General features: G+C 65.7%; 17 protein-coding genes. 10 read left to right on the top strand and 7 right to left on the bottom strand.

Annotated elements, in window-relative coordinates:
- Positions 1-12: 12 nt before the first annotated feature.
- The 4 genes from A5625_RS13905 to A5625_RS13890 are packed head-to-tail and all read right to left on the bottom strand — an operon-like array spanning position 13 to position 4,281.
- Positions 13-948 (bottom strand): acyl-CoA dehydrogenase family protein, encoded by a 936-nt coding sequence (locus A5625_RS13905; protein ID WP_066994468.1) that lies wholly within the window; start codon positions 946-948, stop codon positions 13-15.
- Positions 945-2,102, bottom strand: a complete 1,158-nt coding sequence (locus A5625_RS13900; protein WP_197516098.1) for an acyl-CoA dehydrogenase family protein — start codon at positions 2,100-2,102, stop codon at positions 945-947. Before A5625_RS13900 ends, A5625_RS13905 begins: the two co-directional genes overlap by 4 nt.
- On the bottom strand, positions 2,099-3,196 hold the full coding sequence (locus A5625_RS13895; protein WP_197516099.1) for an acyl-CoA dehydrogenase family protein: 1,098 nt from the start codon (positions 3,194-3,196) through the stop codon (positions 2,099-2,101). Before A5625_RS13895 ends, A5625_RS13900 begins: the two co-directional genes overlap by 4 nt.
- 5 nt (positions 3,197-3,201) lie before the next feature.
- On the bottom strand, positions 3,202-4,281 hold the full coding sequence (locus tag A5625_RS13890) for an acyl-CoA dehydrogenase family protein (RefSeq protein WP_066994461.1): 1,080 nt from the start codon (positions 4,279-4,281) through the stop codon (positions 3,202-3,204).
- A 76-nt stretch (positions 4,282-4,357) separates the two neighbouring features.
- On the opposite strand from A5625_RS13890, the gene A5625_RS13885 reads away from it, so the two are divergent.
- A complete protein-coding gene (locus A5625_RS13885) occupies positions 4,358-5,218 on the top strand; it encodes an LLM class flavin-dependent oxidoreductase (protein WP_066994458.1) in 861 nt (286 codons plus the stop codon).
- Positions 5,219-5,221: 3 nt separating this feature from the next.
- Here the strand turns inward: A5625_RS13885 and A5625_RS13880 are convergent, their stop codons facing one another.
- Positions 5,222-5,938, bottom strand: coding sequence for an SDR family oxidoreductase (locus tag A5625_RS13880; protein WP_066994455.1), 717 nt, complete (start codon positions 5,936-5,938; stop codon positions 5,222-5,224).
- A gap of 19 nt (positions 5,939-5,957) precedes the next feature.
- The gene (locus A5625_RS13875; RefSeq protein ID WP_066994452.1) at positions 5,958-6,779 is read right to left on the bottom strand and encodes a FadR/GntR family transcriptional regulator; all 822 of its coding nucleotides are present in this window, start codon (positions 6,777-6,779) and stop codon (positions 5,958-5,960) included.
- Positions 6,780-6,873: 94 nt separating this feature from the next.
- On the opposite strand from A5625_RS13875, the gene A5625_RS13870 reads away from it, so the two are divergent.
- Entirely contained in the window at positions 6,874-9,276 is a 2,403-nt protein-coding gene (locus A5625_RS13870) for a CoA transferase (protein WP_066994449.1), read from the top strand.
- A 17-nt stretch (positions 9,277-9,293) separates the two neighbouring features.
- Entirely contained in the window at positions 9,294-9,485 is a 192-nt protein-coding gene (locus A5625_RS13865; RefSeq protein ID WP_007774036.1) for a ferredoxin, read from the top strand.
- A gap of 70 nt (positions 9,486-9,555) precedes the next feature.
- On the opposite strand, the gene A5625_RS13860 is transcribed toward A5625_RS13865, so the two are convergent.
- The gene (locus A5625_RS13860) at positions 9,556-10,794 is read right to left on the bottom strand and encodes a cytochrome P450 (RefSeq protein WP_066994445.1); all 1,239 of its coding nucleotides are present in this window, start codon (positions 10,792-10,794) and stop codon (positions 9,556-9,558) included.
- 146 nt (positions 10,795-10,940) lie between these two features.
- On the opposite strand from A5625_RS13860, the gene A5625_RS13855 reads away from it, so the two are divergent.
- From A5625_RS13855 to A5625_RS13825, 7 genes are all read left to right on the top strand, one after another.
- Positions 10,941-12,050: an aromatic ring-hydroxylating dioxygenase subunit alpha gene (locus tag A5625_RS13855; protein WP_197516097.1), complete on the top strand. Its 1,110-nt coding sequence runs from the start codon at positions 10,941-10,943 to the stop codon at positions 12,048-12,050.
- A gap of 18 nt (positions 12,051-12,068) precedes the next feature.
- Entirely contained in the window at positions 12,069-13,655 is a 1,587-nt protein-coding gene (locus A5625_RS13850; protein ID WP_066994439.1) for an AMP-binding protein, read from the top strand.
- Between the two features lie 92 nt (positions 13,656-13,747).
- The gene (locus A5625_RS13845; RefSeq protein WP_066994435.1) at positions 13,748-14,173 is read left to right on the top strand and encodes a nuclear transport factor 2 family protein; all 426 of its coding nucleotides are present in this window, start codon (positions 13,748-13,750) and stop codon (positions 14,171-14,173) included.
- A 13-nt stretch (positions 14,174-14,186) separates the two neighbouring features.
- Entirely contained in the window at positions 14,187-14,717 is a 531-nt protein-coding gene (locus A5625_RS13840) for a MaoC family dehydratase N-terminal domain-containing protein (RefSeq protein WP_066994432.1), read from the top strand.
- Positions 14,714-15,175 (top strand): MaoC/PaaZ C-terminal domain-containing protein, encoded by a 462-nt coding sequence (locus tag A5625_RS13835; protein WP_066994429.1) that lies wholly within the window; start codon positions 14,714-14,716, stop codon positions 15,173-15,175. Before A5625_RS13840 ends, A5625_RS13835 begins: the two co-directional genes overlap by 4 nt.
- Positions 15,168-15,698, top strand: coding sequence for a hypothetical protein (locus tag A5625_RS13830; RefSeq protein WP_066994510.1), 531 nt, complete (start codon positions 15,168-15,170; stop codon positions 15,696-15,698). Before A5625_RS13835 ends, A5625_RS13830 begins: the two co-directional genes overlap by 8 nt.
- Before the next feature lie 48 nt (positions 15,699-15,746).
- On the top strand, positions 15,747-16,409 hold a 663-nt coding region (locus A5625_RS13825), incomplete at its 3' end, for a DUF222 domain-containing protein (protein ID WP_156748221.1).

The raw sequence follows: 16,409 nt of genomic DNA, 5'->3' as shown, positions 1-16,409 counted from the left end.
CGCCGGCGGTGCTCACGCCGATACCGGCTCACTGAACAGCGTCTCGAATGACCCATCCGACACGCTCGGAATCAGGCGCAGCGCGAGTTCCTCGGTACCCAACGGCAACCGGATCAGGGGTTGGGTATGCCGATCGAGCACACTGACGTCAGACTCGTCGCAGAAACCCAGGGCCCCAAGTAATTGGTGGGACGTACGCATCACCTGCCGTGCCGTGTCGGCGGCCTTGAGGCGAAGGATCAGGGCGTCAGCCGAATGAATCTGCGCCGGCAATGATTCCGGTCGACAAATCGTGTACTTGGCGAGTTCGTGCAGTCCCCGGATCGCGACGGCCGCATCGGCCACGGCGAACCTGACGGCCTGAAAGTCCGCGAGCGGCTTGCCGAACTGGATCCGGGCGCGCACATGGTCGGTGACGATCTGCAACGACTGCTGCACCGCTCCCAGAATCCGCCATGATCCCAGCACGAGATGAAGGTTAACGTCGGCGGCAGGGACGGTTCCCTCGGGTGCGCTCACGGTGGCCGGAACCAGGAACGGTCCCAGCTTGGCGCCGGTGCGCGAGCCCGGCTGGGGCCGGTACCGGTTGCCGTCCAGGTCCGCGGCGATCCAGTCACCGGCCAGATCGCCGTGGTCGATGCGCGGGGCTTTGGGGTTGACCAGTGACAGGCGCGCGCCGTCGATCGCCAGCAATTCCTCCACCAGTGGATAGGGGAGCACGGTGGCGCCGGCAGCCTGGCACAGCACCGCGGCGGCCAGCAGGTCATCCGCCGCGGAGCGCACGTCGAGGTCGAACGCGCCGACGTCGTTCAGCGCGATACGCGCGGCATCCCGGATGGCGTCGTCGGTTTCGGCGCGCAGCGCCGCCGGCGGTCCGCCCAATCGGATCAGTCGCTTTGCGGCGACGGCGGCGAAGTCGCTGATGTCTTGTGGTAGATCGGTTTTCACCTGTGTTCTCCCAACACGTCTCGTGCCACCAGCATGCGCTGTACCTCGATGGTGCCCGACGCCACGGTGGCCGCTTGGGCGTAACGCCAATGGTCTTCGATCGCTCCGTGCAGTACCGCCGAGGTGCCGCTGTCCAGCGCGGTGGGGCCCAGCACGTCGAACAGCAGCTCGGCGACGAGTTGATCGCACGTCGTGGTGATGATGCGAGCGGCACTGGCGGCCGCCCCCGCCGCCGGATTGTCCTGTAGTGATACGGCGCGATAGGCGAGCAGGCGGGCGACCCGCAGGTCGACGAGTGCTCGCACCCACCGGGTACGGATGGTTTCGGGCAGGTTTTCCCAGTCGTCGCCGAGTTGGGCGCGCATCCGTTCGAGCAGTGACTCACACCGTGCATAGCGCGCGATGCCCACTCGCTCGAAAGCCAGGGCCTCGCGCATCACCCGCCATCCGTCGCCGACTTCGCCGAGCACGTCGCCGGGGAACGCCTGCACGTCGTCCAAAAACATCTCGTTCAGGTGGTGCGGTCCCAGCATGGACGGAATGGGCCGGACGGTGAAGCCGGCCCGGTCCATGGGGATCAGAAATAACGTGAGCCGCTTGTGTTTTGGTGCCTCGGGGTCGGTGCACGCCGCTAACACGCACCACGATGCCATCAGCGCGTAGGACGTCCACACCTTCTGGCCGGTGATGCGCCATCCATCACCGTCGGCAACGGCGCGGGTGCGCAGCGATACCAGGTCGGTTCCGGCTTCCGGCTCGGAGAAGCCCTGACACCAGATGACGTCACCCGAGGCGATGGCCGCTAAATGCTTGGCCTTCTGCTCGGCTGTTCCATACCGCATCAGTGCCGGCCCGACCCAGTTGATCCCCATGTACTGTGGGCCGCGCGGCTCGTGTTGGGCCCACATCTCCTCGCGCAGCACCGTCTGCTGCCAGACCGAACCACCCCCGCCACCATGCTCTTTCGGCCACGCCAGCGCCAGCAGCCCCTCGGTCGCCAGCAGCTTGCAGAACGTCTCGGTGGTGGCGAGGTCCTGCGGGTTTTCGGTGCAGGCGCCCAGAAAGTCCGCGGGGATGTGGTTCGCAACCAGCTCGCGCAGGTGGCTGCGCAGTTGTCCGGCGTCGTCCCCGAGGTCGTAATCCATGGTCGTCATCCCTTCGGCAGCCCGAGCAGCCGCTCGGCGATGATGTTGCGCTGCACCTCCGACGTTCCGCCGTAGATGGTCGCGGCCAACGCGTCCTGACGTTCGAACAGCAGATCCGGATCGGCAGCCGAACCGGGACCCACCGTGGCCGCACTCAAATCCCAAACACGTTGCAAGGTAAGTGATCCGAGCAGCTTCATGGTGTCGGCTTCCGGACTGGGCCGTCCGGCGAGCTCGTTGCCCAGAGCGCGATATCCGGTGGCCCGCAACGCTTCGGCGTCCGCGAGAAGCGAACCGAGTTCGGCATACACGTCGTGGTTCGAGTCCGCGGCACCGGCATCGCGCACCGAGGCGAGTCCGCGTTTGATCTCGACCCAGTTCATGATCCAGATCATTTGGCGCTCATGGTGCAGCGACGACAGGGCGACATTCCAGCCGCCGTTGAGTGGTCCCAGTAGATTCTCGGCCGGCACCTCGACGTCGTCGAGGAAGACCTCGCAGAACGTCTCGTCGGAGATGGACGCCATCCGGATGGGCTCGACCCTCACCCCGGGCGAATGCAGATCGAGAATGAGGCACGAGATGCCACGGTGTTTCGGCGCATCGGGATCCGTGCGGGCATACAAGGTGCACCAGCGTGATTCGTGCGCCTGCGTGGTCCAGATTTTGTGGCCGTTGACCCGGAACACGTCGCCGTGGCGCTGCGCGCGGGTACGCAGGCCGGCGAAATCCGATCCGGCTTCGGGCTCGGACATGCCCAGCGCCCACCACTCGTCGCCGCGCAACAACGGAACGAGCAGACGCTCGATCTGGGCGGGCGTGCCGAACTGACGGATGCCCGGCGCGGCGACGTTGGGACCGGCGATGTTGGGCAGCTTGGGCGCTGACCGCAACGCAGCCTCGATCCGGACTTCCATGGCGTCGCGCAATCCCAGCGATCGACCGCCGTGCTCGCGCGGCCAGGTCGGCTGCAACCATCCGGCCTCGAAGGCGGCCCGCTGATAAGCGCGCCGCAGACTCAGATCCCAGCGGTATTGCCGATAGTTCGCGTAGTAGTCGTCGGGCAGAAACTCCGCCAACCAGCTACCGAATTCCTCCACCACCGGGCTCACGCGGCACCCCCACAGAACCGGCGACCGACCTCGTAGTAGAGGGCGCGGCTGTCGCCAAGCACGGCGGCGCCCTGCCAGGCGCGCCTGACATAGAGGTGCGCGTCGTGCTCCCAGGTCTGCCCAAGCGCGCCGTGCACCTGAACGGTGGTGCGCGCGCAACTGGCCGCGGCGTCGTTGGCCGCCGCTTTGGCCAGCGCCGCGGCAGTCCACAGATCGGCGGCTGGCGTATCCGGATCGGCGAGCCGGCCCGCCGCCGCGTAGGTAAGGCTGCGGGCACGTTCCACGCTGACGTAGTTGTCGGCCAGCGCGTGCTTGATGCCCTGGAACGCGCCGATCGGCTGGCCGAACTGGCGCCGCGATTTCGCGTGTTCGACCGAGCGGTGCAGGGCGGCACTCGCCACGCCCAGCAGGTCGGCGGCCGAGGCCACCCAGGGCGCCGGCAGGACCGATTCGATGTGGACCGGTGCAACGGCGATGGGCTCCGCGTCGATGTCGACGTCGGCCAATGGCTGGGCGGGATCGGTGGATTCGGCTACCGCCACGACGGTCACCCCATCGCCGATGCGGGCGACCGCCGCAACGGTGTCGCCGTCGTCGCGGCGGGCCAGCGTGACGACGAGCTCCGCGCGTGACAGGTTGGGGACCGCAACCGCCCTGCCACGCAGGCGCCGCTGACTCAGGGTCATCGGGGTCCCGGGCAATCGAGATCCTGGAGCGTGGACGGCCAGGGTGGCCACCACGCCACCGGCAATGTCGGTCAGCACCGTGTCGAGGCCGCTGTTGCGCAACACGCCCGCGGCCAGACCGACACTGCTCAGCAACGGGATTGGCGCCAGGGCGGCGCCGCATTCCTCGAGCACCACGGCCAGCTCGACGGGTCCGTAGTCGCCGGCCCCTTCCGCTGAGGGGGCGGCGAGCTCGGTCCAGCCGAGGTCGACGACCGTTTTCCACAGCGCGCGCCAGCGCTCCGGATCGGTGGTTACTTGACGGACGGCATCGGGTGGGCACTCCGTACGTAATATGTCGCGTACGGTGTCGCGCAGCGAGAGCTGCTCCGAGTTCAGTCCGACATCCATAAGACCTCTAACATAGTAAAGATAATAAACTAGCCGTGCCGTCGCAATCGCACGGAACCCGACATGTAGGTGGCGCATGGCCGAGTGGTATCTGTTCCTGCCGCAAGTGAGACTGTCGGCGGCCGACATCGCGGACCGGGCACGTCATGCCGAGGCCAGCGGATTCGATGGGATCGCCTTCATCGATCACCTCGAAGCTCCCGGGCTGCCCGACGAAAGCATCTGGGAGGCAATGGGCATTGCCAGCTGGGTGGCGGCCAAGACCGAGCGGCTGCGGATCGGTCATCTGGTGCTGTGTGACGCGTTTCGGCATCCCGCCGTGCTGGCCAAGCAGGCCGTCACTCTGTCGGAGGCGTCGGGAGGCAGGTTCGATTTGGGCCTCGGGTCGGGATCGTGGCCCTCTGAATTCGCCAGATTCGAAGTGGGTCAGCAAGATCCGCGAGCCAGGGTCGAACAACTGGGCCGCCACCTGGAACTCATCAGGCGATACTGGGGCGACCATGACGATCAGCCCGGCCCGGCTCCGCAAGCCCCACGGCGGTCATACCCGATACCGCTGGTCCTAGGTGGGAGTGGGCCCAAGATGATGGAACTCGTTCGCGGATACGCGGATTGGTGGAACCTGCCGGCGAACCAGCTCGACAGACTGCCGAAGCTTGCGCCGGCGGCGGGAACGGCCCGGTTGTCGATTCAACAGATGGTGGGCTTCGTGCGATCGGGCAACGATCCCGACGCCGTGCGCGAGGTGAGCACCCGGCGATTCGGCAACCTCGGCTCCGGACTGGTCTGCGGTGATGCCGACGAGCTGATCGGGCACTTTGGCGGTTTGGCCGCCCAGCGCGTCGAGCGGTTCTACGTATGGTTCGCCGACTTCGCCGCCCCGGACTCCCTGCACGAGTTCGGCGAATCGGTGATCAAAGCCTTTCCCGCGAGCTAGACCTCAGCCTCGTTGCGCGCGGCGCCGCGCTTCGGTTGGCACGACCGGCGGCCGTGCGAAGGGGCCGCGCTCCACGGCGGACAGCCGGATCTCCGGCAGATCGACCGACGGGTCGACCGTATCCAGCCAGGCGACCGCGTCGGCGACGTCGGACACTCCGATCGCGTACATCTCGAAGGGAACGTCCTGCAGCATCTCGGTGGCCACCGGACCCGGCGTGACGATGTGCACGCTGATGCCGTCGCGGTCGACTTCGAGCGCCAGCGCCCGCGCGAAGGCATTCATGCCGGCTTTCGAGGCCGAGTAGGCGGTGCGGGCCGGCATCGGCTCGTGTGCCGCCGAGGACGAGATGAACACCAGCCGCGAGCCCGCGGCCATCTTGGGCAGCACCGCCGAGGTCACCACGAAGCATGAATCCAGGTTGGCCGACATGATGGTCTGCCACTGTGTGAAGGTCTGCTTGCGCGCGTAGGTTCCGCCGAGTGCGCCGGCCGCATGCACCACGAGGTCGATCGTCTCCAATGTGCTTATGGCAGCCGGAAATCCGTCCGGGTCGGACGCGTCGGCCACGATGTAACGTGCGCCGATCTCCTCGGCGGCGGCGCGTAAGGGGTCCTCCCGGCGTGCCGTGAGCACCACGTCGTAACCACACTCAATCAGCTTGCGGGCGCAGCCTTTTCCGATCCCGCCGCTACCGCCGGTGACCAATGCGGTTCGCATGACCGTTGTAGGCCGCCCTTCAGGAGTGCCGAATGTCCCGCGGCCGCGATAACGCCTGCGGGGAGAGCGCATAGATGCGTTGATCGTGCTGGCCGGAGAGGACATAGGTCTGGGTGTCGGCCAGGTGGCGGCCCGCGATGCGACGGGCCCGGTCGACGTTGCCCTCGGCGATCGTCTCGGTCAGCTTGACGTGCGTGTTGAGCACCGCGCGGCGTTGGGCGAGCGACGGGTAGGTGCCCCGGGACGCGCTCTCGTCGGCCCATTGCCGTTCGTGACTGCTCCACAGTGTCTCCAAGCTGCCGACGACCGCGATGATGGTGTGATTACCGCAGCCGCGGACAACAAGATCATGGAATTCACGCCCGATTTCGGTGAAATGCCGACCGTCGTCCAGGTTTTCGGCCATCGACTCGTTGATTCGCGTGAGTTCGGGCACCAAGGTCTCCGCCCGGTCCGGCCGGCGGGCGGCCAGGGCGGCGCAAGCGGGTTCGAGTTCTTGCAACGCCATGCCCAGGTCGCCGAGTTCAACGGACTCGCTCTGCAGCAGCAACCCGAGCATGTAGGCGGCGCTGGTTTTCGCCGGGGCGTGCACGACGGCCCCGCCGCGGTTACCCCGCCGCACCGAAACCAGCCCCTCGGTCTCCAGAATTCGCAAGGCTTCACGCAGCGAAACCAAACTCACATTGAACTGCTCGACGAGCACCTCTTGGCGCGGCAACAGATCACCGTCTGCGAGCTCACCGTCGATGATCTGACGGCGCAACTCATCGGCTACGATTTCGGCGATCCGCGGCGCCGACAACCGGCGCCGGGCGTCGGGGCCAATTCCCAAGGCGGTCATCCGATCCTCGAAATACAAGCAACTCGCTGGCTTAGCTATTTTAGCAGTAATGGTATAAATAGCTTCTCTGGTCGCATGTCGATCGGAAGGGCGGGTGCAATTGAGCGAGCGGTCCGAAGGCCGGCCGACACCGCTGCAGGATCTGCGTGTTGTCGAGATCAGTGACCGGATAGCGGGCAGCTACTGCGGGAAGCTGCTGCTCGATGCCGGCGCGCAGGTGCATAAAGTCGAACCGCCGCAAGGGGATTCGCTGCGGCGGTACACCGCCAGCGGTTCCGCGGTTCCCGAAGCAGGCACCGCCCCGTTCTTCAGCTATCTGAATGCGGGCAAGCGCAGCGTGACTTTCGCCCCCGACGCCGGGGATTCGGCGCGATTTCGCGCCATGCTAGGCGGCGCCGAAGTCGTCGTCGTGACCGCCGGCCGGGCGCGGGCTGCGGCGCTGGGCATCGACCCAGGACAGCTGCTGGAACACTCGCCAGGGGCGATCATCGTCACCATCTCCGACTTCGGCTGGACCGGCCCGTACGCAGACCGAGCCGCCACCGAGTTCACCTTGCAAGCCTGGGCGGGCTCGCCCGGCTTCCGCGGAGATCCCGCCGGGCCGCCCATCTGCATCGGCGGCGATCTGGGTGAGTACATGGGCGGTGTCTTCGCCGCGTTCGCTGTGCTGGCCTTGCGCCGCCGCGTCGAGCGTGGGGGCGCCGGCGAACACCTGGACCTGTCAATGCTGGAAGCGATAACCACGATGCAAAGCAGTGAGTGGCTGCATTCCCAGTTGCTGCGCGTCCCACCGATCCGGCGCACCACCGAAGTGCCGTCGATCGAACCAGCCAAAGACGGCTACGTCGGGATCACCATGGTCACCGGCCAGCAATGGCTCGACTTCGCCGCGATGGTCGAATGTCCGCAACTGGAGGAGATCGAACAGCTGCGGTTTCAAATCGGCCGGTGGCAATACCGAGACATGATCCGCGAACAGATCCATCCCTGGTTGGCCGAACGGACTGTCGCCGAAATCGTCGAACTCGGGCAACTGTTCCGGCTGCCGATCGCCGCGCTGGGCAACGGCTCCACCATGCGGGATCTGGAATACGTGCGCCAGCGCGGGGTCTTCACCCGCAACCCCGCCGGCTTCCACCAGCCCCGGCCGCCCTGGCTGATGTCGGCCTGCGCGCCCGCACCCGTGGGTGACACGCCCCGTCTGGGCGAGGCCGATAACGAATCTCTTTGGCGCCCTGCGGAAGCCGAAGTCCAAGCGGTGTCGCTCAGGATGCCGCTGGCCGGTGTTCGCATCGTCGACCTGACCGCGTTCTGGGCCGGTCCGGCGGCAACCCATCTGCTGGCCGCCTTCGGCGCCGACGTCGTCAAGATCGAGTCGATCCAGCGCCCCGACGGCATCCGGTACTCGGGCGGAATGCGCACCGACGTGGACGACTGGTGGGAGTACGGCTGGGTGTTCCATGCGATGAACACCAACAAGCGTTCAGTCACACTGGATTTGGGGTCCGAGCAGGGCCGCCGTCTACTCACCGAGCTGGTTGCCGGCGCCGACGTGGTGATCGAGAACTTTTCTCCGCGGGTGATGGAGCAATTCGGTCTCACCGATGATGCGCTGCTCAAGGTCAACCCGAAACTGGTGTTCGCGCGGATGCCCGCCTTCGGTGTCGAGGGGCCATGGCGGGAACGCGTCGGATTCGCTCCCACCATGGAACAGATCGCCGGCCTGGCCTGGGTGACCGGCCTGCCGGAGACGCCGCCGGTGACACCGCGGGGGGCCTGTGATCCGCTGGCCGGTGTGCACGCGGCTTTCGCCGTGCTGGCGGCGCTGAACTTCGCCGAACGCACCGGGAAGGGCCAACTGGTCGAGCTGCCGATGCTCGAAACCGTGCTCAATGCCACCGCGATTCAAGCGATCGAGTACGAAGTCTTCGGGGTGACGCTGAGCCGTCGCGGCAACCGCGGTCACGGTGCGGCGATCCAGAACATTTACCGGTGCACCGGATCGGACGACTGGATCGCGATCACCGTTGGTGACGATGCGCAGTGGCGCGCGCTGGTGGATCTGATGGATCGGCCGTCCTGGTGTGACGACGAGGGCCTGTCCACCGTCGCCGGGCGCCGTGATCGAGCCGACGAGATCGATAACCAGCTGGCTGAGTGGTTCAGCGGTCAGCCACTCGATTCGACGGTGGAGCGGTTGGCCGGCGCGGGTGTTCCCGCGGCGCCGGTGGTGTCGCCCTCGCTGGTCACCGACAACCCGCAGTTGCGTGAGCGCGGCTTCTTCGAGGCGTTGCATCATGCCAGCACCGGGCTGGGGCTGTACCCCTGCCCGCCGTTCGCCCTGCTCACCGGGCAGGACAGGTGGCTGCTGCGGCCGCCGCCTAAGTTGGGCGAGCACAATGAAGAGATCCTGCGCGATCGGTGCGGGCTGACCGACGAAGAACTGACGCGCCTCGCGATCAGCGGGGTGATCGGGACCCGACCCAAGGGTTTGTGAGAAGTGGAGGGCATCTGATGCGCGTAACGGTCGACGAGAACTTGTGTGAGGCCAACGGTTTCTGCGAATCGCTTGCGGCGGAGGTATTCGAGCTGGGTGACGAGGACGTGGTGCAGATCGCGGACGGTCCGGTGCCGCCGCGCCTGGAGATCGACGTGCGGGCTGCGGTGGACCAATGCCCCAAGGCCGCACTGCGGCTGATCGACTGACCCGCCCGACGACGGCGAGCGCCGCACCGGCGCGAGTGCGGCGTTCCGGCCAAGGGTGCGCGCCCCCGATTCAGCGCCGCTCGGTCAGTTTGATGGCCATCTCGTCATAGATCGACATGTTGGTGACCAGGTTCGGATGGGCCACCTTCGCCGGGCCGATCTCGATGTCATCGCAGCGCAGCAGCAGTTCGTCAAGAACCGCCCGCAGTTCGGCCCGGGCCAGCATCGCGCCCAGGCAGTGATGGGGGCCGCCGCCCCCGAACGCCACATGCGGGTTGGGTTGCCGGCCGATGTCGAACGCGAACGGGGCCTCGAAGACTTCCTCGTCACGATTGGCCGAACGCAGCGTCGACATCACGCGGTCGCCCTTGGCGATGTGCTGGCCGTCCATCTCGACGTCGACCTTTGCGGTGCGGGTCCAGAAGGCCACCGGCGACGCCCAGCGCAACACTTCTTCGACCGCGCCGGCCCGCAGGTCTTCCCGCTGCCGATACCGCTGCATCTGCTCGGGGTTGGCGACGAAGGCCTGCAACCCGATGGCCAGCGCGTTCTTGGTGGTGTCGCTGCCGGCGAAGGCCAGTACAAAGAAGAAGAACTCGAGTTCGTTGGCGGGGAGGCTGAACTGCTCGCCGTCGTCGCCGGTGATCACCGCGGACGCCAGCGTGCTCCAGATGTCGTCAGTCGGGTTGCGCCGCTTTTCGGCGGTGAGCTCCATCGCGTACTCGAAGACTGAGCCAAAAAGCTCGAGCTCTACCCGCCCGCTCGGCTGCGCCTCGGGCGCAAGCGCCTTGAGGATGCGGTCGAAGACGTCGAAGATTCGCGGCCGGTCCTCGTCCGGGATGCCGATGATGTCGCCGATCACCGTCATCGGCAACGCGTCGGCGACGTCCTCGATCCAATCTCCGCCGCCTCGGGCGAGCAGCGAGTCGATCATCCGTGCCGCACGCGCCTTGATGCCGTCCTCCAGCTTGGCGATCGCTCGCGGATTGAACGCGTTGGAGATGAGCTTGCGGCGCTTATTGAGCTCAGGAGGGTCCAGGGTGATGATCGTCGGGTAGGCCGAGAACATGGCGACCGGCTGAATGAGTGGGCCGTCGGCGGCGGTGAACGACTCGGTGTCGCGATGCAGGCGGACCGCGTGCCGATGTTTGGTGGCGACCCAGAATTCGCGCTGCACCGTCTCGGCGACACCAGGAGTCAGCTCATGGCGGAAAAGCGGCTTGCTGCGCCGCAATTCGGAAAACAGGTCGTCGGGAAAACCGTTACGCCACAGGGTGAAATCGGAAAGGTCCACTGCCGCGGTCGTCATGCACCACCCCGCTTACTCAGGCGCCACGCGGCCGGTGTCGCGTTGACGTTCAATGTCTAAAATAGTAAAAATAGACTTTAGTCGTCGAAACGCGGTGAGGTAAGAGCGGCCTATTTGCGCCCGGCCGCGTGGGAAACGGAGTTCTCGTGACGAATACGATTCCAGAAGCAGACCCCTCGGAGCGAGAGTTCGGGCAGGCCGGCATCGCGCTGTCGACCTACCGTTTCCCGACGGGCTGGTTCATCGTCGCCTTTGGCACCGACCTGGCGCCCGGCCAGGTCAAGCGCGCGCACTACTTCGGTGAGGAGTTGGTGCTGTTCCGCACCGAGTCGGGCCAGGTCCACGTGATGGAGGCGTACTGCCAGCACCTTGGCGCCAACCTTGGTGTCGGCGGCACCGTGGAAGGCGAAAACATCGTCTGCCCCTGGCACGGTTGGCGGTGGCGCGGCGACGGTACCAACGCGCTGATTCCGTACAGCAAGATCGGCTGCAAGAACAACGTCCGCATCCGGACCTATCCGAGCATGGAGTGGTACGGCTTCATCCTGGCCTGGCACGAGCGGCACGGCCGGGCGCCGTATTGGCAGCCGCCGGTGCTGCCCGAACTGGAAACCAACGAGTACTACCCGCTGCACCCGCACACCCAGATGCTCAACCGGGTGAAGGTCCATCCGCAGATGATCATCGAAAATGCCGCCGACCCCTACCACGTTCAATACGTGCACAAGGCCGCCAATCCAGCCACCACGGCGTCGTTCGAGGTGGCCGGCTATCACCTGCACGCCACGGTCAACGCCCACTTCGGCGGGGGGCGGGCGCAGACGTGGCTGACCCCGAACGGTCCGGTCGACGCCAAGATCATCTACGACAACTACTCGCTGGGCCTGGGCGTGGTGCGCTTCCCCAGCGAACTGGTGGCCACTGTTCAGGTCACCGGCCAGACGCCGGTCGACGAGGACTACACCGATTACTTCTACACACAAGCTTCCGTCCGTGAACCGGGCGACAGCGGTGACGTACCCACCGGACGTGCCGCCCGGTTCCTCGCTCTTCAGCAAGAGGTCATCAAGCAGGACTTTTTCACGTGGGAGAACATGAAATACCTGGAGAAGCCGAATCTGGCCCCCGAAGAGGCGCACGACTACGCGGCCCTGCGCCGCTGGGCGCACCGGTTCTATCCCGGGGAGCAGCCGTCGCACTCCGACTTCGGCTACACCGCGGACGGCGAACCCGACCCTGCGGCCGCCAAAGCTTGATCACACCTGAGCAGCCTGATGTGCGCTGACCGCAGCGGGACCGTGCAGCCTTCCGACTTCGGCGTCGACAGTTTCACCGTCCAGGCGGTGCTGGATCGTCGTGCGCAGCAGTACCCCGACCGGGTGATGATGTCGATCGCCGGTGTCGACGTGACCTTCGAGCAGATGCGCCAACGGTCCTGCGCGGCGGCAAACATGTTGACCGACTTGGGTCTTGAACGTGGTGACCGCGTGGCGCTGTTCACCGGCACGTGTCCGGAATGGGTCTACTTCTGGCTGGGCGCGGCGCGGATCGGGGCGGTGAGCGCGGCGATCAATGCCGCCAACAAAGGCGATTTTCTGTTGCACGCCCTTCGGCTGTCGCAGGCCAAGGTGATCCTGACCGACGCCGAACGCCAATCCCGCGCCGCCGAGGCCGCCGACGCTCTGGACTTTCTGAAGAGCGTTGTGGTGCAGGATGATTCACTGACTGCGGCGCTGAGTCAGCGGACCGACAGGCCGGTGGCGGACAGCCCCGGCGAGCAGGACGACCTGGGCTGCTTGTTCTACACCTCAGGCACCACCGGCCCGTCCAAAGCGGTCGCCACAACCTGGCATTACCTGTTCTCGGTGGCCGCGACCGTCTCGTCGGCCTGGGAATTTCACCAGGGCGAGGTGCTGTGGACGGCGATGCCGCTGTTTCACTTGAGTGCGGCGCCCAGCATATTGGCGCCCATGCTGATCGGCGCAACAACGGTATTGGCGGGGGCTTTTCACCCAGCCGAGGTGTGGGACGACATCCGTGCCCGCGGCGCCGTCGGATTCGCCGGTGCCGGAGTGATGGTTTCGATGCTGCAGACGCTGCCTGCTGATCCACGCGACGCACAACTACCGCTGCGGTTCATTTCCGCCGCACCGATCGACGCGACGTCTTACCGCGAGATCGAAAAGCGTTACGGCTGCAGCATCGTCACGATGTACGGACTTACCGAGGCGTTTCCCATCGCGGTCAAAGCGCTTTCCGACAGCGGGGTTCCCGGCACCTCGGGACGGCCGAACCCGAATTTCGACGTGCGGATCCTCGACGAACAGGGAAACCCACTGCCCCCCGGCACCGTCGGCGAGATCGCCTGCCGGCCCAGGCATCCGCATGTGATGAGCGCGGGTTACGTCGGCGCGGACTCGCGGATAAATCCGCACCCGGAATGGTTCCGCACCGGCGATCTCGGCCGGCTCGACAGCGATCAGAATCTGACATATGTGGACCGGATCAAAGATTCGTTGCGCCGTCGCGGTGAAAATGTCTCTTCGGTCGAAGTGGAGACCGTCGTCATGCGCCATCCCGCCGTCGCGGAGGCCGCTGCGGTCGGTGTCCCCAGCGACTTGGGGGAGGACGACGTTCTGGTGGTCCTGACGTTGCGGCCCGGCGCCATACTGGATTTCGCCGAGTTTCTCGACTTCTGCGCCGCCCGCATGCCGTACTTCTGCGTGCCTCGATTCGTGGAGACGGTTGACGAACTTCCGAAGAATGCGATTGGCCGCATTCGCAAAGATCTATTACGCGAGCGGGGCGTTAATCCAGGAACGTGGGATCGCGAAAGTAGGGGGTATATCGTTAGTCGTTAAGTTACGTTAACGTCACGTATTAGTCGGTAAGTTGCCTTAGTGTTCCGTCAGCCCGGTGTCGGTAGTCATTTTTCAAGAGAGGCTGGACAGCGATGACCATGACTTATCAGGAACAGCAAATGCTGCAAGCCGCCACCGGCCGCGCTGCCATCCTGGATCTGAATGCCCGGCACAACCGGGCCTACTCCGATGGCGACCGCGACCGCTGGATCGCCACATTCCGTCATTCCGGCGCCAGCTATACCCGCGACGGTGAGGTGTTCAACGATTTGCGCGCGGCATTCGACGGCGGCGACGACCAGCGGCTCATCACGGTCGATCACGAGATCCGCGTCGACGGGGTCAACGCGACCCAGCATTGTGTCGCCGTGCTTTTCGCCGCCATGTACGGCGATACCACGCTGCGGGCCACCGGGACCTTCCGAGACACGCTGATCTACGAGCGTGGCGGCTGGTATTTCACTTCCCGTACATTGCACTGGGATTCGGTGCCGAGCCGGCATCCGCTCGTCATGTGAGCGGCACCCATACGTGGACCAGGACTTCAGCCAGCGGCTGGCCTTCGGCACCTATGAAGATGCGCTGCGGATGGTCGGCGCCAAGAGCGAGCCCCGCACCGCGGCCACCGCAGTCAGCGCCGCGCGCATCCAGTTGTTCGCCGCGATGGTCCGCGACGGTAACCGCGCGTACTGGGATTCCGAATTCGCCCGCCGGCACTGGGGCGGCCTGCTGGCACCGCCTGCGCTGTTGATGGGCTGGCTGATTGCACCGCCGTGGCAGCCCGGAGGCCGGAGCCCGGCCTCGTTGATCGCCCTGCGCGTACCGTTGCCGGGAACCACATTCATCAACGCGGCCAACGAGGTTGAGTTTCCGCAGCCCATCGTCGAAGGCGACGTGTTGACCGTTGTCGACGAGCTGGTGTCGGTGTCACCGGAAAAGCGGACCCGGCTGGGCGTCGGCCATTTCGTCGAGACGCTGGAAACCTATCGACGCCAGGATCAGACCGTGGTCGCCACCAACCGCAACACCTTGTTCCGGTTCACTCCGGGAGTATCGCCGTGACCGGCGACCCCCCGGACTGGAACGAGATCACCGTTCCGGTGATCCTGCCCGAAGTGATCGACCACATCAGCTATCAGCGGGTGGTGGAGAACGCCGGGGCCACCTGGGACTATTTTCCGGGCCATTTCGACCCGGATTATGCTCGGGCGCAAGGAAATCCGACGATCTACGTCAACACCATGCACCTGGCCGGTTTTGCCGACCGCGTCGCGACCGACTGGGCCGGTCCGCGTTCCCGCGTGGTGCGCCGGTCCATGCGGTTGGCCGGGGCGGTGCATGCCGGTGACACGATGATCGGCCGGGGCCGGGTGGTGGCGAAGCGGCGGGACACCTCGGTAGACCCGCCGCGCTGTCTGGTCGACATCGAAATCCAGGTGGTGAATCAGCACGGGGTGCTGTGCTGTCCGGTCGAGCTGACTTTGCAGATGCCGGAAAAGGTGCATGACGACCATGGATGACGTAGGCGAACTGCACTTGGTGGTGTGCCGACGGTTCGGCGAGGCGGTCGCCTCAGCGGATGGCAGATGGGATCGCCAATCCCCGTGCGTTGCTTGGGATGCCCGCGGAGTACTCGAGCACGTGATTGGTTTTCATGACGTACTTCTGTTGCGTCCGTTGGGACTTAAGCCCGAGCGGCCAAGTGGCGATCCTCGGGTCCGGTGGCAACTCACCTATGACTCGTTGACGGAGGCTCTTGGATCTGGCGAAGCGGCGCAGCTGAATGAGTACCGGCTGATGCCGAATCTGACCCGTGATGTCCTGGTGCATACTTGGGACCTCGCCCGTGCGGTGGGCGCCGACGACGCTCTGGACCCCGTGTGGTGTGAAATGTTCTGCGCCAGACTACCGGAGGATCCGCAATCCTTGGCCGCATCGGGGATGTTCGGCGCCCCGGTCACGATTGGCGACGAGACCGATGCGCAGGCAAGGCTTTTGGCGCCGCTTGGCCGCGACCCGTTGTGGAGAGCGGAAACTCTATAGGGGATCCGATGGCCCGGATTTGTCGGTGGTGGCTGCGATGATGAGGTCATGTCGTCGATCGCATCCGCTGGTTCTGTGGTGGTGGGTCCTGGCGAGCGTCTGGAGGTGTTGTTCGAGGAGCTGGCGGAGTTGACCGGTCAGCGCAACGCGATTGATGGGCGCATCGTTCAGATCGTCGCCGAGATCGATGGCGACCAATTGTGGGGGGCTACCGGGGCGCGGTCGGTGCCGGCGTTGGTGGCCTGGAAGACGGGCTGTTCGCCGGCCAACGCGCACACGATCGCCACCATCGCGGGCCGGCTTAAGGAGTTTCCGCGCTGCGCCCAGGGCATGCGCGAGGGCCGCTTGTCGGTCGATCAGGTGGGTGTCATCGCGTCGCGGGCCGGGCAGGGATCCGATGAGCACTACGCGCAGCTCGCCGCGGTCGCCACGGTCAACCAGTTACGCACCGCGGTCAAACTGGAACCGCGGCCCGAACCCGAACCCGACCCTGACCTCGAGCGTTCGGTCAGCAAGACCAGTACCGAGCAGGGCAGCTGCTACCGCATCAGACTTGCCCACCACGACGCCGCGAAGTTCGACGCGGCCTTGGCGTCTCATCGGGAAGCGCTGATCGCCGAGTGGAAGCGTGATTACGGCGACGGCGCGGGCGCTTCAGGTCAGCGGCCCCCGTTGCCTACCACCGCCGAGGCGTTTATGCGCCTGGTCGAA

The organism is Mycobacterium sp. 1465703.0 (genome assembly GCF_001672975.1).
Classification (GTDB): domain Bacteria; phylum Actinomycetota; class Actinomycetes; order Mycobacteriales; family Mycobacteriaceae; genus Mycobacterium.
The sequence above is the reverse complement of the archived record's forward strand: the minus strand, read 5'-3'. Positions and strand labels throughout refer to the sequence as shown.

What these genes read in the sequence shown, in the direction of transcription:
- A5625_RS13885 (WP_066994458.1), top strand. Translation starts at nt 4,358, where the DNA reads ATGGCCGAGTGGTATCTGTTCCTGCCGCAAGTGAGACTGTCGGCGGCC.
- A5625_RS13890 (WP_066994461.1), bottom strand. Translation starts at nt 4,281, where the DNA reads ATGGATGTCGGACTGAACTCGGAGCAGCTCTCGCTGCGCGACACCGTA.
- A5625_RS13865 (WP_007774036.1), top strand. Translation starts at nt 9,294, where the DNA reads ATGCGCGTAACGGTCGACGAGAACTTGTGTGAGGCCAACGGTTTCTGC.
- A5625_RS13860 (WP_066994445.1), bottom strand. Translation starts at nt 10,794, where the DNA reads ATGACGACCGCGGCAGTGGACCTTTCCGATTTCACCCTGTGGCGTAAC.
- A5625_RS13900 (WP_197516098.1), bottom strand. Translation starts at nt 2,102, where the DNA reads ATGACGACCATGGATTACGACCTCGGGGACGACGCCGGACAACTGCGC.
- A5625_RS13830 (WP_066994510.1), top strand. Translation starts at nt 15,168, where the DNA reads ATGGATGACGTAGGCGAACTGCACTTGGTGGTGTGCCGACGGTTCGGC.
- A5625_RS13880 (WP_066994455.1), bottom strand. Translation starts at nt 5,938, where the DNA reads ATGCGAACCGCATTGGTCACCGGCGGTAGCGGCGGGATCGGAAAAGGC.
- A5625_RS13845 (WP_066994435.1), top strand. Translation starts at nt 13,748, where the DNA reads ATGACCATGACTTATCAGGAACAGCAAATGCTGCAAGCCGCCACCGGC.
- A5625_RS13850 (WP_066994439.1), top strand. Translation starts at nt 12,069, where the DNA reads ATGTGCGCTGACCGCAGCGGGACCGTGCAGCCTTCCGACTTCGGCGTC.
- A5625_RS13875 (WP_066994452.1), bottom strand. Translation starts at nt 6,779, where the DNA reads ATGACCGCCTTGGGAATTGGCCCCGACGCCCGGCGCCGGTTGTCGGCG.